This window comes from Actinomadura keratinilytica (assembly GCF_039539665.1).
Classification (GTDB): domain Bacteria; phylum Actinomycetota; class Actinomycetes; order Streptosporangiales; family Streptosporangiaceae; genus Spirillospora; species Spirillospora keratinilytica.
Window position 1 is genome coordinate 81,146 of the sequence record NZ_BAABDO010000006.1, and the last position, 22,552, is coordinate 103,697.

23 protein-coding genes are annotated in these 22,552 nt (G+C 73.9%); 16 read left to right on the forward strand and 7 right to left on the reverse strand.

Features of this window, described 5'->3' with window-relative positions:
* Positions 1-108 precede the first annotated feature (108 nt).
* The 4 genes from ABD879_RS03700 to ABD879_RS03715 all read right to left on the reverse strand — a co-directional run bounded on the left by ABD879_RS03700 (position 109) and on the right by ABD879_RS03715 (position 4,305).
* Positions 109-1,320: a CynX/NimT family MFS transporter gene (locus tag ABD879_RS03700; protein ID WP_345017414.1), complete on the reverse strand. Its 1,212-nt coding sequence runs from the start codon at positions 1,318-1,320 to the stop codon at positions 109-111.
* The gene (locus ABD879_RS03705; RefSeq protein ID WP_345017416.1) at positions 1,317-2,066 is read right to left on the reverse strand and encodes a FadR/GntR family transcriptional regulator; all 750 of its coding nucleotides are present in this window, start codon (positions 2,064-2,066) and stop codon (positions 1,317-1,319) included. Before ABD879_RS03705 ends, ABD879_RS03700 begins: the two co-directional genes overlap by 4 nt.
* A gap of 104 nt (positions 2,067-2,170) precedes the next feature.
* Entirely contained in the window at positions 2,171-2,401 is a 231-nt protein-coding gene (locus ABD879_RS03710; RefSeq protein WP_345017418.1) for a hypothetical protein, read from the reverse strand.
* Positions 2,402-2,478: 77 nt separating this feature from the next.
* Entirely contained in the window at positions 2,479-4,305 is a 1,827-nt protein-coding gene (locus ABD879_RS03715) for a DUF2207 domain-containing protein (protein WP_345017419.1), read from the reverse strand.
* Positions 4,306-4,537: 232 nt separating this feature from the next.
* Here ABD879_RS03715 and ABD879_RS03720 point away from each other — a divergent pair, with 232 nt between their 5' ends.
* The 6 genes from ABD879_RS03720 to ABD879_RS03745 all read left to right on the forward strand — a co-directional run bounded on the left by ABD879_RS03720 (position 4,538) and on the right by ABD879_RS03745 (position 8,712).
* Positions 4,538-5,377, forward strand: a complete 840-nt coding sequence (locus ABD879_RS03720; protein ID WP_345017421.1) for a neutral zinc metallopeptidase — start codon at positions 4,538-4,540, stop codon at positions 5,375-5,377.
* Positions 5,378-5,470: 93 nt separating this feature from the next.
* A complete protein-coding gene (locus ABD879_RS03725) occupies positions 5,471-5,866 on the forward strand; it encodes a helix-turn-helix domain-containing protein (RefSeq protein WP_345017423.1) in 396 nt (131 codons plus the stop codon).
* The gene (locus ABD879_RS03730; protein ID WP_345017425.1) at positions 5,863-6,342 is read left to right on the forward strand and encodes a hypothetical protein; all 480 of its coding nucleotides are present in this window, start codon (positions 5,863-5,865) and stop codon (positions 6,340-6,342) included. The genes ABD879_RS03725 and ABD879_RS03730 overlap by 4 nt, the downstream gene beginning before the upstream one ends.
* Before the next feature lie 161 nt (positions 6,343-6,503).
* Positions 6,504-6,863, forward strand: a complete 360-nt coding sequence (locus ABD879_RS03735) for a DUF2516 family protein (protein ID WP_345017427.1) — start codon at positions 6,504-6,506, stop codon at positions 6,861-6,863.
* A gap of 69 nt (positions 6,864-6,932) precedes the next feature.
* Positions 6,933-7,823 (forward strand): DUF2268 domain-containing putative Zn-dependent protease, encoded by an 891-nt coding sequence (locus ABD879_RS03740; RefSeq protein ID WP_345017429.1) that lies wholly within the window; start codon positions 6,933-6,935, stop codon positions 7,821-7,823.
* Positions 7,824-7,872: 49 nt separating this feature from the next.
* Complete coding sequence (locus ABD879_RS03745) at positions 7,873-8,712, forward strand: MerR family transcriptional regulator (RefSeq protein WP_345017431.1); 840 nt, start codon at positions 7,873-7,875, stop codon at positions 8,710-8,712.
* A 16-nt stretch (positions 8,713-8,728) separates the two neighbouring features.
* Here the strand turns inward: ABD879_RS03745 and ABD879_RS03750 are convergent, their stop codons facing one another.
* Complete coding sequence (locus tag ABD879_RS03750; RefSeq protein WP_345017433.1) at positions 8,729-9,520, reverse strand: SGNH/GDSL hydrolase family protein; 792 nt, start codon at positions 9,518-9,520, stop codon at positions 8,729-8,731.
* Positions 9,521-9,802: 282 nt separating this feature from the next.
* On the opposite strand from ABD879_RS03750, the gene ABD879_RS32895 reads away from it, so the two are divergent.
* The 10 genes from ABD879_RS32895 (at position 9,803) to ABD879_RS03795 (ending at position 20,036) form a co-directional block, all read left to right on the forward strand.
* On the forward strand, positions 9,803-9,868 hold the full coding sequence (locus ABD879_RS32895) for a putative leader peptide (RefSeq protein WP_352231474.1): 66 nt from the start codon (positions 9,803-9,805) through the stop codon (positions 9,866-9,868).
* Positions 9,869-10,039: 171 nt separating this feature from the next.
* Complete coding sequence (locus tag ABD879_RS03755) at positions 10,040-11,248, forward strand: SfnB family sulfur acquisition oxidoreductase (RefSeq protein ID WP_345017435.1); 1,209 nt, start codon at positions 10,040-10,042, stop codon at positions 11,246-11,248.
* 22 nt (positions 11,249-11,270) lie between these two features.
* Positions 11,271-12,506 carry an acyl-CoA dehydrogenase family protein gene (locus tag ABD879_RS03760; RefSeq protein WP_345017437.1) on the forward strand — a complete coding sequence of 412 codons (1,236 nt, stop codon included), beginning with the start codon at positions 11,271-11,273 and terminating at the stop codon, positions 12,504-12,506.
* A 42-nt stretch (positions 12,507-12,548) separates the two neighbouring features.
* Entirely contained in the window at positions 12,549-13,901 is a 1,353-nt protein-coding gene (locus ABD879_RS03765) for an ABC transporter substrate-binding protein (RefSeq protein ID WP_345017439.1), read from the forward strand.
* A complete protein-coding gene (locus ABD879_RS03770) occupies positions 13,894-14,826 on the forward strand; it encodes a carbohydrate ABC transporter permease (protein WP_345017441.1) in 933 nt (310 codons plus the stop codon). Before ABD879_RS03765 ends, ABD879_RS03770 begins: the two co-directional genes overlap by 8 nt.
* On the forward strand, positions 14,823-15,626 hold the full coding sequence (locus ABD879_RS03775) for a carbohydrate ABC transporter permease (RefSeq protein ID WP_345017443.1): 804 nt from the start codon (positions 14,823-14,825) through the stop codon (positions 15,624-15,626). Before ABD879_RS03770 ends, ABD879_RS03775 begins: the two co-directional genes overlap by 4 nt.
* 25 nt (positions 15,627-15,651) lie before the next feature.
* The gene (locus ABD879_RS03780; RefSeq protein ID WP_345017445.1) at positions 15,652-17,079 is read left to right on the forward strand and encodes an LLM class flavin-dependent oxidoreductase; all 1,428 of its coding nucleotides are present in this window, start codon (positions 15,652-15,654) and stop codon (positions 17,077-17,079) included.
* A gap of 2 nt (positions 17,080-17,081) precedes the next feature.
* Positions 17,082-18,296 (forward strand): SfnB family sulfur acquisition oxidoreductase, encoded by a 1,215-nt coding sequence (locus tag ABD879_RS03785; protein WP_345017447.1) that lies wholly within the window; start codon positions 17,082-17,084, stop codon positions 18,294-18,296.
* A gap of 15 nt (positions 18,297-18,311) precedes the next feature.
* Positions 18,312-19,463: an LLM class flavin-dependent oxidoreductase gene (locus ABD879_RS03790; RefSeq protein ID WP_345017449.1), complete on the forward strand. Its 1,152-nt coding sequence runs from the start codon at positions 18,312-18,314 to the stop codon at positions 19,461-19,463.
* Between the two features lie 63 nt (positions 19,464-19,526).
* Positions 19,527-20,036, forward strand: a complete 510-nt coding sequence (locus ABD879_RS03795; RefSeq protein WP_345017451.1) for a flavin reductase family protein — start codon at positions 19,527-19,529, stop codon at positions 20,034-20,036.
* A 105-nt stretch (positions 20,037-20,141) separates the two neighbouring features.
* Here ABD879_RS03795 and ABD879_RS03800 read toward each other — a convergent pair whose 3' ends face one another.
* A complete protein-coding gene (locus ABD879_RS03800) occupies positions 20,142-21,050 on the reverse strand; it encodes a cytochrome d ubiquinol oxidase subunit II (RefSeq protein ID WP_345017453.1) in 909 nt (302 codons plus the stop codon).
* Positions 21,047-22,516 (reverse strand): cytochrome ubiquinol oxidase subunit I, encoded by a 1,470-nt coding sequence (locus tag ABD879_RS03805; protein WP_345017455.1) that lies wholly within the window; start codon positions 22,514-22,516, stop codon positions 21,047-21,049. Before ABD879_RS03805 ends, ABD879_RS03800 begins: the two co-directional genes overlap by 4 nt.
* Positions 22,517-22,552 lie beyond the last annotated feature (36 nt).

The following is a 22,552-nucleotide window of genomic DNA, read 5'->3' on the forward strand; positions in this document are numbered from 1 at the left end:
CCCACCTCCCGAGCGGAATGCTTCGAAACGGGCGGATACCCATGTGCACCGCGGCTACTCACCTCCTATGTACCCGCATTCGCGCTGGTCAGCGCGTTTCCGCGGAAGTCATACCCGCGCGGGCTCGGCCGGGGCGGGAACGCCCACGGTGCGGTTGCGGGCCGCGGCCAGTCCGGGCACCGCCAGACCGGCGGTGATCGCCAGCACCACGGCCATCGGGACCGTCCAGCCGTCGGTGACGTCGTGCAGCGCGCCGACCAGCAGCGGGCCCAGCGCCGCGATCACGTATCCGACGCCCTGCGCCATGCCCGACAGCTGCGCGGCCACCTGTGCGTCGTGCGCCCGCAGGCCGAGCAGCGCCAGCGCGGTGGCGAACAGCGCGCCCTGCGCGAAGCCGAGCACGACCGTCCACACCCACACCGACCCGATCGGCGCCCAGGCGATCCCGGCGAACCCGGCCAGGCACAGCGCGGTCGCCAGCGCGACGACCGGCCGCTGGTCGCGGGCGCGGCGGGCGATCGCGGGCATCGACAGCGACCCGACCGCCTGGGCCAGCGCCGACAGCGCCAGCACGTATCCGGCGGACGTCTCGGCCATGCCGCGGTCCTGGCAGATCGTCGGCAGCCAGCCGAGCACCACGTAGTTCAGCAGCGACTGCACGCCCATGAACACCGTGATCTGCCAGGCCAGCCCGGACCGCCACACCCGCGCCGCCACCCGGCGCGAGGCGCCCGCGGCGACCGGCGCGCCCGGTGCGGGACGGCGCAGCCGCGGCAGCCAGGCCAGCCCCGCCAGCGCCGCCGGGATCGCCAGCAGGCCCAGCGGCAGCCGCCACGACCCGTCCAGCGCCTGCCGCACGGGCACCGCGGTGCCCGACGACACCGCCGCCCCGGTGGTGACCGCCACGGTGTAGATCGCGGTGACCGTGGTGATCGACCCCGGATGGTCGCGCTTGATGATCGCGGGGATCGCGACGTTGCCGATGCTGATCGCGATCCCGGCGACCAGCGACCCGGCGAACAGCGCCGCGGTGCTCGGCGCCAGCCGCAGCAGCAGCCCGGCCACCAGCAGCCCCATGGCCGTCACCAGCAGCGTCTCGCCGCGCGGGGCGCGCCGCAGGAACGCCGCCAGCAGCCCGTAGGCGCCGAAGAACGCCAGCGGCAGCGTGGTGACCGCGCCCGCCCCGGTGCCGGACAGGCCGAGGTCGGTGCGGATGTCGGTGAGCAGCGGCCCGACCGAGGCGAGGGCGGGCCGCAGGTTCACCGCCACCAGGACGATCAGCAGGATGCGCAGGACGAGTGCGCCGCGCCGTTCGCTCACGCCCGGGCCTCCCCGCCGTCCGCGGCGCCCGCCCCCTCCGGACGGCCCCCGGGCCGCTCCCGGGATTCGGACTCCAGCAGGGCGGACACCGCGGCCAGGGTCGGTTCGATCACCTCGGCGGCGGCCCGCGCGGCGGCGTCGGCGTCGCCCGCGGCGATGGCGTCCAGGACGGCGCGGTGCCGCTCGGGGCCGGCCTCGGGGATGCGGTGGTCCAGGCGGACCGCGCTCAGCGACTCGTGCAGCCGCCCGAGGAAGTACCGGCACGCCTCGACCAGCACCGGGTTGCCGGAGGCCTCGGCGACGCCCAGGTGGAAGCGGGAGTCGGCGGCGCCGAACTCGTCGGCGTCCTCGGCCGCGTCCCGGGCCGCCAGCAGCTCCTCCAGCCGGGCCAGGTCGGCGGGCGTGCGGCGGCGCGCGGCCAGCCGGGCCGCCTGCACGTCGTGGGCGAGCTGCACCTCGAACACGTCGCGCAGCGTCGCCCCCTGGACGCGGCGCAGCAGCGGCCGCGGGTCGGCGGAGCTGCGCACGTACGTGCCGTCGCCGCGCCGCACCTCCAGCACGCCGACGTGCGCGAGCGCCCGGATGGCCTCGCGCACCGCCGGGCGGCTGACGCCCAGCCGGGCCGCCAGGTCCATCTCGCCGGGGATGCGCTCGCCCACCCGCCAGGCGCCGCCGCTGACCTCGGCCTGCAGCTGGTCGAGCACGGCCTCCACGGTGGATCCGCGCGGGACGGGACTCAGGGTCACGAAACGCTCCTCTCGTAAGATGTCTGACATCTTACGAGCAGCGTTTTTCGTTGCCCCGTCCGGCTCCTACCGGCGATCCGGCCGCCGCCCGCCCTGCGCCGGGGTCAGCTCTTGCGTTCGGCCTCGTCGCGGCGCGTCCGCTGCGCCGGGCTGCCCTCGATGATGCCGCCCGTCACGGCGCCGCGGTGCGCGGACCGGCCGTGCATGCGCTCGATGCGCACCCGCTTGTGCTGCCCGTACCACAGCAGCAGCAACCAGGCGACGAGCGCCAGCGCGATCACGATCGGGCCCAGGATCTGCCAGTAGTTGTCGCCGAGGGGAAAAGTCGCGGCCACGACCGTCACACCTCCTCGCCCGGGCCCCTACCCGGCGGGAGGAATCCAACCGCGGCGTCCGCCCCCTCTCCGGCGGGTCAGCCCTCCGGATTGGCGAGCACCCCGCGCAGGCCCCGCGACTGCGAGATCGCCCCCGACGTCGTCAGCGTGAACACCCGCATCGACTCGGCGAACCGGGACAGGTCCCACTCGGCGGGGCCCTCGTACCAGGCGAGGTTGTCGGCGCCCTCCGCGCGCTCGCCCGCGTCCTCGACCGTTTTGGCCCACGGGCCGACCACGCCGAACACCACCGCGTACGGCAGGAACCGGGAGAACAGCGCGATGCGCTCCCGCGAGTCGAGCTCGGCCCCGGCCTCCGCCGGCAGCTCCCCGCGCTCCAGGAAGGCCCGGAACCCGATGGTGTGCGCCAGCACCGTCGAGCCGCGCGCGGTCTTGGCGGGCATGTACTGGCCGCCGTACGCCAGCGCCGCCCCCGCGATGATCACCGCGAGCCCGGCCAGCGCCATGTCGGTGAACAGCGCCAGCGCCACGGTGCCCGCGATGCCGAGCACGGTGAGCACCATGCCCGCGATCGTCCAGCGCGAGCGCACCGCGTCGGGGCGGCGCGCGAACCAGCCCTGCTCCACCACGTCGTCGTACATCGCGCTGCGCACCCGGGCCAGCGCGTCGGCGAACGTGCCGTCCAGCTCCGACAGCCGGACGCCGTCGCGCGGGGCGCCGTCGGCGCCGGTGAACAGGGCCTCCAGCAGGATGCGCTCGTAGCGCAGCAGGTCGTCGGCCGGGGCGGGCAGGCGGCGCAGCGTCCAGTCCAGGCGGCCGGTGGCCTCCCGGTCCTGCTCCTCGATCAGCAGATGGCCGCGCACCGCCAGGTCGACGATCGTCGCGGTCACGTCGATCACGTCGGCCTGCTCGTCGATCAGCGTGCCGATCTGGCCGGGGCGCACCCCGTCCGGCGGCTCGAAGCGGGCGCCCGCCACCGGTGCGTGGTCGCCCTCGGCGGCCCGGCGGCCCACCACCCGCGCGTCCCGCCCGCGCAGCAGGTACAGCAGGACGATGCCGCCGAGCAGCAGCACCAGCAGCCCCAGCAGCGCCGACGCGGTCACCGCGTTGATCGAGAAGGCGGTCGCCACGGTGTGCCGCCGCTCGTGGATCGCCTTGCCTCCGGTGGCGCCCGGCGGGTACCCGACCACGACGGTCAGGTACTCGCCCGCCAGCATCTCCTGCTGGCTGAACACGCCCTGGGTGTGCGTGTGGTTGGTGTAGAACTGCGTGCAGCCGATCGCGGTGCCGGGCGGCCCGGCGAAGCAGTTGATGTTGCGGATCATCGCGCCGCCGTCGACGGTGGCGCGCGACTCGGCCACCGGCACCCGCCAGCCGCCCGCCGCGGGCCAGCGCAGCTCCTCGGTGTCGCCCATCGGGGCGACGGCACCGCGTACGTCGTACTCGAGGACCACGGTGCGCCGCCCGGTCAGCGCCCCCGGGCCGCTCACCCGCACGTCGGTGCGCGTGTCGGACGTGGACAGCGACACCTGGGTGGGCCCGCCGTCGGGGCTGGACGCCCGCACGTTCTCCAGCCGGTACACCCGGTCGCGGGTGACGCTCTCGTGCTCGCGGGTCACGAACGAACGGGTGAACCCGCGCTGCCCGGCGAACTCGTAGACGATCGTCTCGCGGGCGTGCAGCGTCCCGCCTTCGCCGACCCGCAGCGCCACCTGGTCCCGCACCACCGTCTCCGCTGCCGCCGCGGCGGTCCGGGCCGTGCCGGTCCGGGCGGTGCCGGTCTGGGCGGTGCCGGTCTGGGCGGACGGTGCGGCCGCCGCTTGGGCGGGGCGCCCCGGGACGAGCAGGGCGACGAGCGTGGCGAGAGCGAGGGAGGCGACCACTGGCCGCGAACAACCCGACATGGGCGCAAATCGTAGCCGCCCGGCGCCCGCCTGCCACGGAGGTACGCCCGGCCCGTCGGCATCCGCGACCTGCGCGTGGGATTTCGGCTGTGTGGGATGATTTCTGGCTATGCCAGGCCAGTACCCCCCGCCGGCACCGGCGCCGGCACCGCCTCGCCCGCCCGCCCGGCGACCCGGGGAGTACCGCTACACCCCGCCCCGGCGCGGGCCGCGCCGCACCACCGGGGGCACCGTGGCCGGGCTCGTCGGCGTGCTGGCCTCGTTCGTGGTGCTGGCCGTCGTGGGGTTCTGGCTGTTCTGGGACGGCGACGGCGGCACGATCGGCTCCGGCCTGGGCCGGCAGCCCGCCGCCTCCCGCGCCGACGCCACCGACAACCGCCTGTACGCCACCGGCGCGCTCACCCCCGTCGCCTGCCGCCTCCCGGTCATCCAGCAGGCCCCCGAGTCGATGCGCCGCTTCATGAACGCGCTCAGCGACTGCCTCGACGCGTCCTGGCGGAACCAGTTCGGCAAGGCCCGCATGGCCTTCAGCCCGCCCAAGCGGGTGTTCTGGGAGACGTCCGGCCGCAGCCCGTGCGGCACGTACCCCAACCCCGGCGCCTCGGCGTTCTACTGCCCCGCCAACAACACGATGTACGTGGGGCTGCGGCACATCGTGGAGACCTCCGGCAGCGAGCCGCTGTCGAACTTCGCCGTGTTCGCCCGGGTGGTCGCGCACGAGTACGGGCACCACGTCCAGGAACGCGCCGGGATCCTGCGGTACGGCCACCAGCAGATGGAGACCGCGTCCACCGCCGCCGCCCGCATGGAGACCAGCCGCCGCATCGAGCTGCAGGCGCAGTGCCTGGCGGGCGCGTTCCTCGGCGCCGAGCGCCGCGCGATGGGCCTCACGCGCCGCCAGTACCTGGCGATGATGGAGGACGTGCGGGGCCGGGGCGACGAGCGGCTGCCCCCCGACCAGCGCGACCACGGCTCGTCCCGCAACTACGCGGGCTGGGTCGCGATCGGCTTCCGCGGCGACGGCCTGGCCGTCTGCAACACCTGGACCGCGCCGGCCGGCGCGGTCGAGTGACCCCTTTCCGCTCGAACCCGCTGTGAGGGTTCTCACGGATCAGTGCTAGCTATCGTGCTTGCAATTGCAAGCACCTTGACGCAGGGTGGAACCATGGCAAGTCCGAAGGTCGGCTCGATCGGCGAGTACATCCGCGAGCAGCGCACCCGAGCGAAGATCTCGCTGCGCCAGCTCGCCGATGTGTCGGGCATCTCCAACCCGTACCTGAGCCAGATCGAACGCGGGTTGCGCAAGCCCAGCGCCGAGATCCTCCAGCAGATCGCCAAGGGGCTGCGGATCTCGGCCGAGGCCCTGTACGTGCAGGCGGGCATCCTGGAGGACCGCACCGCCGACACCGACGTGCAGACCGCGATCCGGGCCGACCTCCTGCTCACCGAACGGCAGAAGCAGGTGCTGCTGGACGTCTACGAGTCGTTCCGCAGGGAGAACGAGGCTGCCGCCGCCACATCCGAGCGTCACCGGGACACAGGGAAGGACGAGGTGGAATGACATTGGCTACCACCCTCCGCGACAACAGGGCCGTCTACACCATCGCGGGTGCGGGCGACCTGGCGGTCGAGAAGATCCGCGAGATGCCCGAGCAGGTCGTCAAGGCCCGCGAGACCGCCGTCAAGTACCAGGACGACCTGCGCGAGCTCATGGAGCGCTACCGCGGCCAGATCCGCGAGGCGATGGAGCGCTACCGCGGCGAGGTCCGCGACAACGTCGGCCGCATGCAGGAGCGCATCGAGGTCAAGGACCTGCCCAACGCCGCCGTCGCGTACGTGACGCACGGCGCCGGCCGCGCCGTGGAGTTCATCGACGAGCTCGCCGAGCGGGGCAAGCGCGTCATGCACCGGGAGGCCGCCGCCGTCGCCGAGATCACCGAGGCCGACGCCAAGCCCGCCACCCGGGCCCGCGGCACCCAGCGGCGCACCACGCAGTCCCGCGCCGCCGCGGCCAGCAGCCGGAAGGGCGGCGCCTGAGCGTGCGGCCGCCTGGGCGCGCCCCAGGCCCGCACCACCGGCCCGCGGGGCCCGGCCGGGAACAACCCGGCCGGGCCCCGTCGTCCTTTATGTGACGCGCAGGTTGCCCCTAAGGTGGGACCCGAGGACCTCGCGGCCGAGACAGGCAGGAGCGCTGACCGGTGCAAGCTTTCGGAATACTGCAACTGTTCTTCTGGGCTCTCCTGGTCATCGCGTTCGCCATGGAGGCGTGGGCGCTGGTCGACTCCCTGACCGTCCCCAAGGACGCTTATGTGGCGGCCGGCAAGCAGAGCAAGAAGCTGTGGACGATCATCCTCGGCGTCGCCGCCGTCCTGGGCCTGGCCCACGCCGTGCTGCCCCTCCAGGGCGCCAACCCGATCATGCTGCTCATCGGCATCCTGCCGGTGGCTGCCTTCATCGCCGCCGCCGTCTACCTGGCCGACGTGCGGCCCGCCGTCCAGCCCTACAAGAAGCGCGGCGGTGGCGGCCGCACCAACATGGGCCCCTACGGCCCCTGGTGACCCCGCGTCCCGGGCCGTGGCCGCGCGCGCTTGCCCCTCCTGTAACAGGAGGTCCTACGGTCCCGGGGCATGGAGATCGTAGTTCACGACACCGCGTCCGCCATGGCCGACCTGCTGCGGCTCCCGGTGGACGAGCGGCCCGACGCCCTGCGCGAGATCTACCGCCCGCTGGAGGGCGTGATGCCCATGCCGCCCGGCATGGACATGGTCACGATGCACCAGCAGATGGGCAGCGGCTTCCGGGTCGACCGCGACGACCCGCGCTACCTGGCCGCCCTGCGCGAGATGCAGGACGCGGACGTGTGGCCCCGCGTCGAGGAAAGCCTCGCCGCCGCGTGGAAGCGGCTCAGCGACGCCGCCCCCGAGGCCGACCACGCCGACACCCTGCATGTCGTCCTGGTGCTCGGCAACCCCGACGACGACCACCTGACGGTCCGCAGCGCCGGCTACTTCGGCGTGGGCGGCTTCCCGGGCGCGATCCACCTGACGATGTGGCCCACCGAGACCAGCCTGGCGAAGATCGGCTACGCCGCCGCGCACGAACTCCACCACAACGTGCGCTACGCCAACATCACCTGGAACCCCGCGGAGGTCACGGTCGGCGAGCAGGTCGTGGCCGAGGGGCTGGCCGAGGCGTTCGTGCGGGAACTGGGGGGCGAGCAGGCCCTGGGGCCGTGGGCGACCCGGCTGGCCGGCGCCGAACTGGACGAGGTCTACGAGAAGGTCACGGCGGGGATCGACGTGGCCGGGATGCAGAACCTCACCGCGTACGTGCACGGCGACGCCACCGCGCAGCGCATGGGGCAGCAGCCCGTCGGCCTGCCGGACTTCGCCGGGTACGCGGCCGGCCTGCGGATCGCCGACGCCCACATCGCGGCCTCCGGCCTGACCGCCGCGCAGAGCGTCGCGCTGCCCGCGCGCGACGTGCTGGTGAACGCGGGCGTCCCGACCACCGCCTGAGACCCCGGCGGGGTCCGCGCACCCGGGCGAGGTGGGCGACACTGTGCTGGTGACGAGTGCCGCCCACCGAGACGCCCGCCCGCGGGAAGAGGCGCCCCCGTCCGCCGACGGGCTGACCGTCGGCCGGGCGGCCGCGCTGGTCGGGGTCAGCGTGAAGACGCTGCACCACTGGGACGCGATCGGCCTGGTGCGCCCGAGCGGACGCACCTGGGCGGGGCACCGGGTGTACTCGGGCGACGACGTCGCCCGGATGCACCGGGTCCTGGTCTACCGGGAGCTGGGGTTCCCGCTCGCCGAGATCGGCCGCATCCTCGACGACCCGGACGCCGACGAGCGCGACCACCTGCGCCGGCAGCGGGCGCAGCTCGTCGAGCGCATCGACCGCCTGCGGAAGATGCTCGACGCGGTCGACCGCATGCTGGAGGCGTCCGGCCGCGGGATGCGGCTGACCCCCGAGGAGCAGGTGGAGATCTTCGGCGCCGACTGGCGGCCCGCCTGGGTCGAGGAGGCCGAGGAGCGCTGGGGCGACAGCGCGCAGTGGGCGCAGTACGCCGAGCGGGCCGCCGCGATGTCGCCGCAGGACTGGCGGGACGTCAAGGCCGAGACCGACGCCCTGCACGCCGACCTCGCCGCCGCCTGCCGCGCCGGCGTCGCGCCCGGCTCGGCCGCGGCGAACGCCCTCGCCGAGCGGCACCGCGCGCTGATGTCCAGGTACTTCGACTGCACGCACGCGATGCACGCGTGCATCGCGCGCGGCTACGTCCGCGAACCCGGATTCGCCGACTACTACGACGCGTTCGCCCCCGGCCTGACCGTCTGGCTGCGCGATGTGATCTTCGCGAACGCCGCGGCGCACGGCGTCGACCCGCAGACCGCGGCCTGGGAGTGACCGCCCGCGGCGCGGCTCAGGGCGTGGCCGCGGCGGTCGGGGCGGTGACCGGTGGCGGGGTGGCGGCCGGCGACGGGGTGGCGGGGCGGCCGCGGACGGGGCGGGCCAGGCCGAGCGTCCGCAGGTTGGCGACGAGGCACGCGGCCATGTGCCGGTTGCCGGCCGGGTTGGGGTGGATGTTGTCGGCCCGGATGTAGTGCACCGCGTTGCCGGTGCCCTTCCTGCGGTTGCCGGTGAACCAGCGCTGGCCGATCGGGTCGATGAACGGCACGCGTTCGGACACCGCGGCGGCGCGGATGGTGTTGCGCACGCGGATCGCCTTGGCGCCCACGTCCCGCCCCCACGTCGGCCCCATGATCACCAGATGGGTGCCGGGCCAGTGCGCCCTGATCCGGCGGATCAGCGCCACGGTGCGGCGGCGGACCTGCCCCATCGGGGTGAGCACGTCGTTGTGCCCGCCGGAGACCAGCATCATGTCGGGGGCCGGCCGCCAGGCGAACTGCCTGGTGAACAGGGTGTCGAAGCGCTGCTTCGCCGGGCCGGGCTCGGCGAACCCGGAGCCGACCCGTCCGCCGATCACCGCCTGCCAGCCCAGCATCCGCGCCGCCTGCCCCGCGTACGCCTGCTCCTTGGTGAGCCCGCGGATGCCGGTGGTGAAGCTGTCGCCCAGCACGTACACCACCGGCGGCCGGGGGCGCGGGGCGGTGTTGCGGGCGGACGTCGAGTCGGATCGCAGGTAGACCGCGGCCGCGCCGGCCAGTCCGAGCGCCAGCAGCACGACCAGTGCCGAACGGACACGTCGGGACAACGGCTGGAAGGCCCTTCCTCGTGCGGTGGCGGAGTCGGCGGTGGCGGAGTGGCGCGGCGGTGCTGTCCGCCGGAACGGCGGGAGCGTCGTTCGGGCCGGTGGCGGCGGGCGCGGGGTGCGGGCGGCGCCCGACCGGTCGGCATCCTATCCGGGCGGCGGGCTTGTTCGATGGACCACCGCGCGTCGCCGTGGCGAGGGCCACGCGGAGGTAAGCCGATAATTCCTACATGTTTGATTGACTTAGTTCGGATGTCCGTTTAGTCTCATGGTGTGTCGGTGACGATGTGCTTGACCAGTCGTGGGCACGTGGATCTGTGCCGCGTGGCCAGCGCCCTCTGTTCGCTGTGAGTTCTGTTCGCTGTGCGTGCCGACTCGCTCTGACGTTCTGACCGACGTCGCGAGCCGCGGACCGCCCGGGCGACGACGCCGGGGTCCGCCGTGTGGTGATCACCTTTTCTGTCGAGGTACGCGCATGCCCTCGCGGCCTGCGCGCATTGTTCCCTGGAGGTCGGGCCGGTCATGGCCTATCTGATCCGTGATGACGCCGAGGCGGTCGAGGCCGCCCGGCGGCTGGCGGCGCGGCTGGCGGTCGGCGCGGCGCGCCGCGACGCCGAGCGGACGCCGCCGGTGACCGAGATCGCCGAGCTGGCCGAGTCGGGTCTGCTGGGCATCACGGTGCCGCGCGAGCACGGCGGCGCCGGAGTGGGCGCGGTGACGCTGGGGGAGGTGTTCCGGCTGCTGGCGGCGGCCGACCCCAGCGTCGGGCAGATCCCGCAGAACCACTTCTTCTTCGTCCGGGTGCTGGCCGAGAACGGCACGAAGGAGCAGCGCGAGTTCTTCTACGCCGAACTGCTCAAGGGCCGGCTGTTCGGCAACGCGCTGGCCGAGGCCGGTGCACGCGACGCGTTCGAGTTCCGGACGCGGCTGACACCGCTGCCGGACGGCGGCTACACCGTCAGCGGCACCAAGTCCTATGCCACCGGGTCCCCGTTCGCGGACTGGATTCCGGTGTACGCGACCGACGATCAGAACCGCGTGCACGCGGTGTTCGTCCCTGCGGGCGCGCCCGGGCTGGAAGTGGTGGACGACTGGTCGGGGTTCGGGCAGCGCGGCACCGGCAGCGGCACCGTCCACCTGCGCGACGTGCGGGTCCCCGCCGACCGGGTGGTGCCGCACTACCGCACGTTCGAGCGGCCCGAGGTGTTCGGCGCCTACGGGCAGTACATGCACGCCGCGATCGACGTCGGCATCGCCGGGGGAGCGCTGGCGGAGGGGGCGGCCTTCGTCCGCGAGTCGGCCCGGCCGTGGCCGGAGGCGAAGGTGGACCGGCTGGCCGCGGAGCCGCTGGTGATCCAGAAGTTCGGCGAGCTGGCGCTGCTGGTCCGCGCGGCCGAGGCGCTGCTGGTGCGCGCCGGGCAGGCCCTGGACGCGGTGCTGGCGGGCACCCCCGCCCTCGACACGGGGAGCCTGACGGACACCGACCCGGTGGCCGAGGCGTCGCTGGCCGTCGCGGCGGCGCGGGCGCAGGCCGACATCGCCGCGCTGACCGTGGCCAGCGAGGTGCTGGGCGTGGTCGGTGCCCGCGCGTCGCTGGAACGGTACAACCTCGACCGGCACTGGCGGAACGCCCGCACCCACACCCTGCACGACCCGCGCCGCTGGAAGCTGCAGCACCTCGGCGACCACGCCCTCAACGGCACCGTCCCGCCCGCCAACGGCATCGTCTGATTTTCGTTCCGGGAGAGCCGACGTGACGACCAACGAGACCGAGACCACACCCGAGACCGAGACCACACCCGAGACCGAGACGACACCGCGCGACCACGAGGGGTGGCTCGCGCGGGCCCGCGCGGCCGCCGCCGAGCTGGCCGCGGACGCGGCCGAGCGCGACCGGGCGGGCCGCCCGCCGTTCGCCGAGGTGGAGGTGCTGCGCCGGGCCGGGCTGCTGACCCTGCTGATCCCCGCCGAGCGCGGCGGCGCGGGCCGGACCTGGCGCACCGCCTACCAGGTGACCAGGGAGATCGCCGCGGCCGACGGCGGCATCGGGCAGCTGCTCGGCTACCACTACCTGCTGTCGTGGAACCTGCACTTCTTCGGCGAGGAGAAGCTGCGCGAGCGCGTCGAGCCCCAGGCCGCCGAGGAGCGGTGGCTGTGGGGCGGCGCGTTCAACCCCCGCGACCCCGACCTGACGCTGACACCGAAGGACGGCGGGTTCGAGCTGAACGGCACCAAGACGTTCGCCACCGGCGCGCGGGTGGGCGACCGCCTCGCCGTCGGCGCCGTGCACGCGCACACCGGCGAGCCGCTCGTGGTGATCGTCGATCCCCGGCACGAGGGCGTGCACCGGCCGGACGACTGGGACAACATCGGGCAGCGGCTGTCGGCCAGCGGAAGCGTGTCGTTCTCCGCCGTCCCGGTGCCGGAGGAGGACGTCATCGGGTCGCTGGCCGACCCGTCCCCCTGGACGACGCTGGTGACGCCCGCGATCCAGCTGGTGTTCGTGCAGTTCTACATCGGCATCGCCGAGGGCGCGCTGGCGGCCGCCCGCGACTACACCCGCACCACCACCCGGCCGTGGCTGTTCAGCGGCGTGGACCGGGCCGTGGACGACCCCTACGTGCTGGCCCTCTACGGCGACCTGCTGGCCCGGGTGAAGGCGGCCCGCGCGCTGGCCGACCAGGCGGTCGAGGAGATCGAGCAGGTGCTGCACGCCCCCGACCGGGAGGCGCTGACCGAGCGGCGGCGCGGCGAGCTGGCCGTGCTGATCGCCGCCGCCAAGGTCGCCGCCACCGAGGTGTCGCTGAACGTCTCGTCGCGCATCTTCGAGGTGACGGGCGCCCGCTCGACCCGGGCGGCGCTGGCCCTGGACCGGTTCTGGCGCAACGCCCGCACGCACACCCTGCACGACCCCGTCTCCTACAAGAAGCGCGAGGTCGGCGCGCACTTCTTGACCGGCCGGTTCCCCGAGTTCTCGCTCTACACCTGACCAACGCCCCCGACCGAACCGACCCCGCAGAACGGACGCACGATGTCCCGAGCCCACCTGTCCCCCCACCTGTCCCGGCGCGCCGTGCTGCGCGGCGCCCTCGGCGCCGGCGCGCTGGCCGCCGCCGGTCCGCTGCTGGGCGCCTGCGGCGGCGACGGCGGCGGCGACGCACTGGACCCGGCCGCCAAGCCCGAACTCTCCGGCCAGACGCTCAAGGTGCTGGTCAACCAGCCCAACGCCGGGGCGTTCGAGGTGCTGCGCCGCAGTTTCCAGGCCGAGACCGGCGCCGACATCCAGGTCACCCCGGTGCCGTACGACAAGCTGCTGGCCACGGCGATGCTGGACGCGCAGTCCGGCGCGGGGCAGTACGACGTGATCATGTACTGGTACGTCGGGCTGGGCAGCCTGGCCGAGGGCGGCGTCCTGGAGGACCTGACCGACTACATCAAGGCCAACCCCGACATCGACACCGGCGACCTGCTGCCGTCGATCTACGACCCGTACACCCTGTACAACGGGCGGCGGTGGGGCCTGCCGTTCGACGGCGACACCCACATCCTCTTCTACAACACCGAGCTGTTCGAGAAGTACAGGCTGGACGCCCCGAAGACCTGGGAGGACTCCAACGCCGCCGCCGAGAAGATCACCAAGGACGGGCGCGGCGAGCACTACGGCGTGATCGTCGAAGGCCAGCAGGTGCCGATCATCCTCGGCTGCACGTTCGCCAACCGGCTCGTCGGCTTCGGCGGCCGCTTCCTGGACGACACCGGCAAACCCGCCCTGGCCTCCGAGGAGGCGGTCGCGGCGCTGCAGTCGCTGCTGGACGTCGCCCCGCACGCGCTGCCGACCCCGCTGCAGACCGGCTTCGACCAGGCGCTGCCGGCGTTCCTGGCCGGGCGGGCCGCCCAGCTGGAGTTCTGGACCGACCACTCGGTCAAGGCGCAGGACCCCAAGCAGTCCAAGGTCGTCGACAAGTGGGACGTGGTGACGCTGCCCGTCGGCGGCTCCAACACCGCGCACAACACCTCGCTGGACGCCGGCTTCGCGCTCGGCGTGTCGAAGCTGTCGAAGAAGAAGGAGGCCGCCGCCGCGTTCGTGAAGTTCGCCGCGAGCCGCAAGCAGAACGAGGCGCAGATCGCCGTCTCGACCAGCGGCTCGGACCCCATCCGCACCAGCACCCTGAAGTCCGAGGTCTTCCGCAAGTCGTTCGGCCGGGCCGCCGACGTCGTCGCCGAGGGGCTGTCGGGCAGGCCGCTGGTCTGGCCGAACGGCCCCGAGGCGCCCGAGCTGCTGCAGACGCTGGTCGACGAGCTGGCGCTGGCCCTGCAGGGCAAGCAGCAGGCGCGGCAGACCCTGGAGAAGGTGCAGAGCGCCTGGGAGAAGCGGCTTGGCTGACAGCGCGATCGGCCGCCCGGCCGTGCGGTGGGGCGCGCTGCGAAGGCGCCGCGCCCGCCGCTGGTCGGGCGTCTCCCCCTGGCAGGCCGCGCCGGTCACCCTCGCCCTGCTGGTGTTCACCGCCTACCCGCTGGTCTACCTGGTGGCCCTGGCGCTCACCGAGTCGACGCTGGCGCAGCCGCTGCGCGAGTGGGTCGGCGCCGACAACTTCCGCGCCGCGCTGGAGAACGACGTGTTCACCGGGTCGCTGTGGCGGTCGGCGGTGTTCGCGGTGCTGGCGGCGTCCGTGCAGCTGGTGGCCGGGACCGCGCTGGCGCTGGCGCTGCACGCGCGCGGCCGCCGGCTCGGCCTGCTCGGCGGGTTCCTGCTGCTGCCGCTGGTCACCCCGCCCGTCATGGTCGGGGTCGCCTGGAAGCTGCTGCTGGCCCCGGTGGGCGGCGCGCTCAACGGGGCGCTCGGCCTGGCCGGACTGGCACCGGTCAACCCGCTGGGCGATGAGCGCGGCGCGTTCCTCGCGCTGGTCGTGATCGACACCTGGCAGTGGACGCCGTTCGTGGCGCTGCTGGTGTACGCGGCGCTGCTGGGCGTGCCGGGGGAGCTGCGCGAGGCGGCGGTGCTCGACGGCGCGAACCGGCTGCGGCTGCTGGTGTCGGTGGTGCTGCCGTACGTGCGTCCGGCGCTGCTGGCCGTGCTGCTGCTGCGGCTCGTCGGCGGGTTCAAGGTGTTCGACATCGTGTACGTGGTGACGGCCGGAGGCCCGGGCGCCGCCACCAACACCTCCACCTACGAGATCCAGCGGACCGCGCTGGAGTCGTTCAAGGTCGGCACGGCCGCCGCCGAGACGCTGCTGTTCTCGCTGGTGGTCGGGGCGGTCGCCACGCTGGTGGCGGCCGTGCGGCGGCGGGCCGTGAGGGCCGAGCGGTGAGCCGCCGCTGGATCACGGGCCTGCTGGCGCTGGTCGCGGCGCTGATGGCGGTGCCGCTGGTGTACATCGTGTCGCTGTCGGTGCGGTCGCGGGACGACGTGCTGAACGGCGGGCTGCTGCCGAGCACGCTGTTCTGGCGGAACTGGCCCGACACCTTCGAGTCCATCGACCTGCCCCGCCACCTGGCCAACTCGTGGATCGTCGCCGCCGGGGGCGTCGTCGTCACCCTCGCGGTCGCGGTGCCCGCCGCGTACTACACCGCCCGCGCCCGGCGCGGCGGCGAGCGGCTGCTGTCGCTGGTGCTGGCCTCGTACTGCGCGCCGCCGGTGGTGGCCGTGCTGCCGCTGTTCTACCTGCTGCGCACCGCCGGGCTCAGCAACACCCTCACCGGGCTGGCGCTGGTCACCGGGCTGGCGAACGTGCCGGTCGCGGTGTGGCTGCTGGACGGATTCGTCCGCCGCGTGCCGCGCGAGGTGGAGGAGGCGGCCTGGCTGGACGGCCTGGGCGCCTGGGGCGCGCTGCGGCACGTGGTCGTCCCGCTGGCCGCGCCGGGGATCGTCGCGTCCGGGCTGATCTGCTTCTTCCTGGGCTACAACGAGCTGCTGTTCGCGCTGAGCCTCGCCCAGGAGACCTCGGTGCAGACGCTGCCCGTCGCGCTGTCGCGGTTCCAGGGCGACCGCAACGTCCAGTTCGGCCAGCAGGCCGTCGCCTCGGTCATCGGCGTGGCCCCGGTGTACGTGCTGGCGCTGCTGGCCCAGCGCCGCCTGGTGGCGGGCCTGTCCGCGGGTGCCGTGAAATGACCCGTTCTCAGCAAAGGAGTTGCGCATGACACCCGTCCCCGAACGGAAGAAACGGATCTTCCTCAACGCCTTCGACATGAGCTGCGTCGGCCACCAGGCCCCCGGGCTGTGGCGGCATCCCGACGACCAGGCGTACCGGTACACCGATCTGGACTACTGGATCGACCTGGCGCGGCTGCTGGAGCGGGGGCGGTTCGACTCGCTGTTCCTGGCCGACGTGCTCGGCGTGTACGACGTCTACACCGGTTCCCGCGACCCGGCCGTGCGGCAGGCCGCGCAGATCCCGCTGAACGACCCGCTGCTGGTGGTGTCGGCGATGGCGGCGGCCACCCGGCACCTCGGCTTCGGCGTGACGGTGTCCCTCACCTACGAGCAGCCCTACAACCTGGCCCGCAAGTTCACCACGCTGGACCACCTGACCAAGGGCCGCATCGCCTGGAACGTCGTCACGTCCTACCTCGACAGCGCCGCCCGCAACCTGGGCATGCGGCGCCAGCGCGACCACGACGACCGGTACGAGGTCGCCGAGGAGTTCCTCGAGGTCTGCTACAAGCTGTGGGAGGGGTCCTGGGAGGACGACGCGGTCGTCAGGGACCTGCGCCGGGGCGTGTTCACCGACCCCGCCAAGGTGCACGAGATCGGGCACAAGGGCCGGTACTTCGAGGTGCCCGGGGTGTTCCTCAGCGAGCCGTCGCCGCAGCGCACCCCCGTGATCTACCAGGCGGGCGCGTCCACGCCGGGCCGGGCGTTCGCCGCCCGGCACGCCGAGGGCGTGTTCATCAACGCGGTCACCAAGGAGGGGCTGCGCAAGCGGGTCGCCGACATCCGCGAACGCGCCGCCCGCGCCGGCCGCGACCCCGACAGCCTGAAGATCTTCATCCTGTTCACCGCGATCACCGCGCCCACCGACGCCGAGGCCCGCGCCAAGCACGACGACTACCTGCGCTACTCCTCCCATGAGGGCGCGATGGCGCTGTACGGCGGGTGGAGCGGCCTGGACCTGTCCGAGTACGACCCCGACGAGCCGCTCGAATACGTGCGCACCGACGCCGTGCAGTCCGCGCTGGAGATCTTCACCACGATCGACCCGGAGCACCGCTGGACGCCCCGCGACATCGGCCGCTACCTGGCCATCGGCGGGATCGGCCCGGTCGTGGCGGGCTCCCCGGCCACCGTGGCCGACGAGCTGGAGTCGTGGGTGGACGAGACCGGCATCGACGGGTTCAACCTCGCCTACGCCGTCACGCCCGGCACCTTCGCCGACTTCGTCGACCTGGTCGTCCCGGAGCTGCGGCGCCGCGGCCGGGTGCCGGCCGACTACGAGTCGGCGACCCTGCGCGAGAACCTGCTCGGCCCCGGCCAGGTCCGCCTGCGCCACGACCACCCCGGGGCCCGCCACCGCCGCACCGGCACCGCACCCGACGCCGCCCGCCCCGCGGAAAAGGTGGGATGACCATGGCCGACCGCGAACACGAGCACGCGCACGTCATCCGGTCCGACGAGGAGGCCGTGGCGACCGCCGCGCGGCTGGCCGCCGAGTTCGCCGCCGGCGCGGCCGAACGCGACGCCCGGCGGATCCTGCCGCACGCCGAGCTGGACGAGCTGTCCCGCAGCGGCCTGCTGGCGATCACCGTGCCGCGCGAGCACGGCGGCGCGGACGTGCGCGCCGACACGCTCGCCGAGGTGTACCGGCTGCTGGCCGAGGCCGACCCCAGCATCGCGCAGATCCCGCAGAGCCACGTGGTGTACCTGCGGGTGCTGGCCCAGCAGGGCGACGCCGAGCAGCGCAAGTTCTTCTTCGCCGAGGCGCTGGCGGGCAGGCGGTTCGGCAACGCCCAGTCCGAGGCGCACACCAGGCACGTCCAGGACTACCGCACCCGCCTGCGCCCGCACCGCGCCGGCGGCTACGTCCTGACCGGCGAGAAGTTCTACTGCACGGGCGCGCTGTTCGCCCACTGGGTGCCGGTGCTCGCCCAGCTGGAGGTCCCGGGCGAGGGCGACCGGCTGCACGTCGCCTACGTGCCCAGGGACGCCCCCGGTCTGGAGATCGTGGACGACTGGTCCGGGATGGGGCAGCGCACCACCGCCAGCGGCACGGTGCGGCTCAACGACGTGCGCGTCCCGGCCGAACGCGTCGTCCCGCACCACCTGACGTTCACCGGCCCGCAGGTGCACGGCGCCTACGCCCAGCTGCTGCACACGGCCATCGACACCGGCATCGCCGGCGGTGCGCTGCGCGAGGCCGCCGAGTTCGTGCGGACCAAGGCCCGCCCGTGGTTCGAGAGCGGCTGCGCCACCGCCGCCGAGGACCCGCTGCTCATCCAGAGGTTCGGCGAGCTGGCCGTCGTCGAACGCGCCGCGCGGGCGCTGCTGGCCGAGGCGGGACGCGCCGTGGAGAGGGCCCGGCACGACCTCACCGATGAGACCGCCGCCGAGGCGTCCATCGCCGTCGCCGTCGCCAAGACGGCCGCCGACCGCGCCGCGATCGAGATCACCAACGCGCTGTTCGAGGTGTCGGGCACCCGCTCCAGCCTGGACGGGCTGAACCTGCACCGGCACTGGCGCAACGCCCGCACCCACACCCTGCACGACCCGGTGCGCTGGAAGGTCCAGCACATCGGCCGGTACGTGCTCAACGGAACGCCGCCGCCCCGGCACGGCGTGCTCTGACAAGAGGGGGCCCCTGTGACGCTGACCTTCCACTGGTTCCTGCCCACCTACGGCGACAGCCGCTACATCGTCGGCGGAGGCCACGGCCTGGACGCCGGCGCCGCCGCCGGGGACCGCCCGGCCACCCTGCGCTACCTGGGCCAGATCGTGGCCGCCGCCGAAGCCCTCGGCTTCGAGGGCGCGCTGACCCCAACCGGCGCGTGGTGCGAGGACGCCTGGCTCAGCACGGCCATGCTCGTGGAGACCTCCGAGACGCTGAAGTTCCTCGTGGCGTTCCGGCCGGGCCTGCTCAGCCCGGTGCTGGCCGCCCAGATGGCCGCCACCTACCAGCGGCACTCGCGGGGCCGGCTGCTGCTGAACGTCGTCACCGGCGGCGAGGCCCACGAGCAGCGCGCCTACGGCGACTTCCTCGACAAGGCCGAGCGGTACGCCCGCACCGACGAGTTCCTGCACGTCGTGCGCGCCCTGTGGCGGGGCGAGAAGATCGACTTCGCGGGCCGGCACATCACGGTCGAGGGCGCCCGGCTGGCCAAGCCGCCGCACCCCGTCCCGCCGCTGTACTTCGGCGGGTCGTCGCCGGAGGCGGGCCCGGTGGCGGCCCGGCACACCGACGTCTACCTGACCTGGGGCGAGCCGCCCGCCGCCGTCGCCGAGAAGATCGCCTGGATCCGCCGGCTGGCCGACGAGCAGGGCCGCCGCGTGCGGTTCGGCATCCGGCTGCACGTCATCACCCGCGACACCGCCGAGGAGGCGTGGGCGCACGCCGGGCGGCTGCTGGCCGGCATCTCCCCGGAGACGATCGAGCAGGTGCAGGCGAACCTGCGGCGCAGCGAGTCGGAGGGGCAGCGGCGCATGCTCGAACTGCACGGCGGCGCCGCCCGCCGCGACCTGCGCGAGCTGGAGGTCGCCCCCAACCTGTGGGCGGGCGTGGGCCTGGTCCGCGGCGGCGCCGGGACGGCCCTGGTCGGCAGCCACACCGAGGTCGCCGAACGGATCGCCGAGTACGCCGAGCTGGGCCTGGAGGAGTTCGTCCTGTCCGGCTACCCGCACCTGGAGGAGGCGTACTGGTTCGGCGAGGGCGTCCTGCCGCTGCTGGCCGACCGCGGCCTGTGGAAGCACCACGCGGGCGGCCCCGAACCGGCCGCACCCGCCGTCCCCTTCGTCTAGCCCCCGTCCCGTGCGACCACGCTGACCGCCCCGGGATTCACGCCCCCGCGAAAGGACTCGGTGATGACCGAAGTGCTGCCCGACCAGATGATCGACGAGGACCGGTTCCGGCGCGCCCTGGCGCTGCACGCGGCCGGGGTGGTGGTGGTCACCGCCGCGTGCGGCACGGAGCCGGTCGGGCTGACCGCGACCTCGTTCTCCTCCGTCAGCCTGTCCCCGCCGCTGGTGTCGTTCTACGTCGACCGCGGCTCGACCACGTGGCCGTCGATGCGCCGCGCGGAGCGGTTCGCGGTGAACATCCTGGAGGCCGGGCAGGCCGACGTGGCGTCCCGGTTCGCCCGGCGCGGCATCGACCGGTTCGCCCCGCCCACCCGGTGGCGCCCGCACGGCGACGGCACCCCGCTGCTGGACGACGTGTGCGCCCACCTGCTGTGCGTCCCGTACACGACGATCGACATCGGCGACCACATCCTGGTCGTTGGCCTGGTGACGGCCACCGACATCCGCGGGTCCGACCGGCCGCTGCTCTACCACCGGGGGCGGTTCGGGCGCTTCCTGCCGCAGGAGGCGTGACCGCGGCCGGGACGCCGAGGGCGAGACGTCCCGGCCGCGGGGCTTGAGGGCAGCCGGCGCGCCGGACGAAAGGCTGCCGACCGTGACCGTCCGGCGCGCCGCTGGTCAGGTGGCGCGGGGCTGCTCGCTCCGCGGGGCCCCGCGCTGGAACAGGACGAACAGCCACGCCATCGACGGCACGAGGATCAGCGCCCCCGCGCCGAGGGAGAACAGCACGACCTTCAGCACGGCGTCGTGCGCGGCGGCCGCGTCCAGGTCCAGGTCGGCCATGGCGGCGGCGCCCCACAGCACGGTGACCACGGCGAGCGCGCCGGTCACCCGCACCGCGAGATAGGACCGCCGCACCAGCAGCACCAGCGAGACCAGCCCGGCCGCCGCCGACGCCAGGATCAGCGGGTCGTGCACCCCGAACGCGGCGGCGCCGGGCAGCGCCAGCAGCCCGACCGCCGCGCCGGACATCAGCGCGAAGCCGCGGAAGCGCAGGGAGGCGCTCTGGTCGCCGAGCCGCCGCGCGTCCCAGATCAGGTAGACGGCCGCCAGGTACGCGCACAGCACGGTGGTGAGCACCCCGCCGTACAGCCCGGCCGGGGTGAGCCAGCCGGACGCGCCGACGGCGAGCGCGGCGGCCACCGCGCCCAGGCAGTAGGGCGTCAGCACCGACGACACCCCGAAGATCCACCGGTACCAGCCCTGGTCCGGCACGGCCTTGGCGAACACGAACGTGCTGCCGCGCGCCACGATGCCGAGGGCCGCCAGCGACAGCGGCACCCAGTGCGTCGCCATCACGTCGGCGAACACCGGCGGGAACGCCGTCCAGGTCAGCACCATCACGAAGATCAGCCAGACGTGGTTGGCCTCCCACAGCGGCCCCATGGCGTGCTCGATGACCCGCTGGTCGCCGCGCCGCCGCGACACCAGGTGCCACAGCCCGGCGCCGAAGTCCGCCCCGCCGAACAGCAGGTAGGCCGACAGCCCCACCAGGATCAGGCCGATCGCGACGTCCGCGTAGCTCATCGTGCGCTCCTCGCCCCGCCCGCGCCGGCGGCGGCCGTCCCGGCCGTCTCCCGGTCCGCGGGCCGTCCGCTGGTCTTGGCCGCGCCGGTGCCGGCCTCAGGAGGCGCGGGCGGCCCGTCCGCCGCCGCGGGCTCGGGGCGGCGCCGCATCCGCCGCAGCACGCTGATCGTCGCGGCGGCCAGGACGGTGTACACCGCCAGCACGACGTAGAGGCCGTAGCGCAGGCCGGGGCTGGGGTTGACCGCCTCCTCGGTGCGCATCACCCCGTACACGATCCACGGCTGCCGCCCCACCTCGGTGGTGGTCCATCCGGCGAGCATGGCGACCGACGCGGCGACCCCGGACGCGGCGGCCAGCCGCAGGAACCACGGCCGCCACGGCAGGTCGGCGCGCGCCCCGCCCGCCCGGCGGCGCAGCCACCAGGCCAGGCCCCACCAGGCGGCCAGCGCCAGCAGCGCCGTCCCGATCGCGATCATGATCTCGAAGGAGGTCCGGACGACCTCGGCGGGGGGCCGCGCGTCCGCGGGGAAGGAGTCCAGCCCGCGCAGGGTGGCGCTCGCGTCGAACCGCAGCATCAGCGACAGCGCGTTGGGGATCTCCAGCACGGCGAACCGGAACGGCACCCCCGCCTCGGTGTGCTCGACGCCCTCCATGGCGGCGAACTTGACCGGCTGGTTGTCGGCGACGAACCGCACCGCCCAGTCGCCGACCAGCACCTGCAGCGGGGCGCACACCGCGCCCAGGGAGAACGGGATGGCGAACCCGAGCCGGTGGTAGCGGTCCACCCGGCCCGCGCGCGCGTCGCGCAGCAGCGCCACCGCGTACACCGACGCGACGATGAACCCGCACACCATCAGCGACGCCAGCACCAGGTGCACCGCCTGCGTCGGGGTGGCCGGGTTGAACATGGCCGCCAGCGGGTCGACGTCGGTGACCTGGCCGTTCTCCAGCCGGAACCCTCGCGGCTGGTTCATCCACGCGTTCACCGTCACCACGAACGAGGCCGACAGCAGGCCGCCGATCACCACGGGGATTCCGGTGAGGAAGTGCGCCCGGGGCGACAGCCGGTCCCAGCCGTACAGGTAGACGCCCATGAAGATGGCCTCGATGAAGAAGGCGATGCCCTCCAGGGCGAACGCGGCGCCGAACACCTGCCCGTAGGTGTCCATGAACCCCGGCCACAGGGTGCCCATCTCGAACGACAGCACGGTGCCGGAGACGGCGCCGACCGCGAACAGCACGCCCGCGGCCTTCATCCAGCGCCGGGCCAGCTCGGCGTAGACGGCGTCGCCGGTGCGCAGCGACCGCCATTCGGCCAGCAGGGTGATCGCGGGCAGTCCGATCCCGATGCTGGCCAGGATGATGTGGAAGCCGAGGGTGAAGGCCATCTGCTGGCGCGCGGCCATGAAGTCCGCCGGGGTGGCCGCCCCGGTCGCGTTCTGCGCGAGCAGCGCGAGGGAGCTCATGGGACAAACTGTAGTACTACAAGTCGTAGTACTACA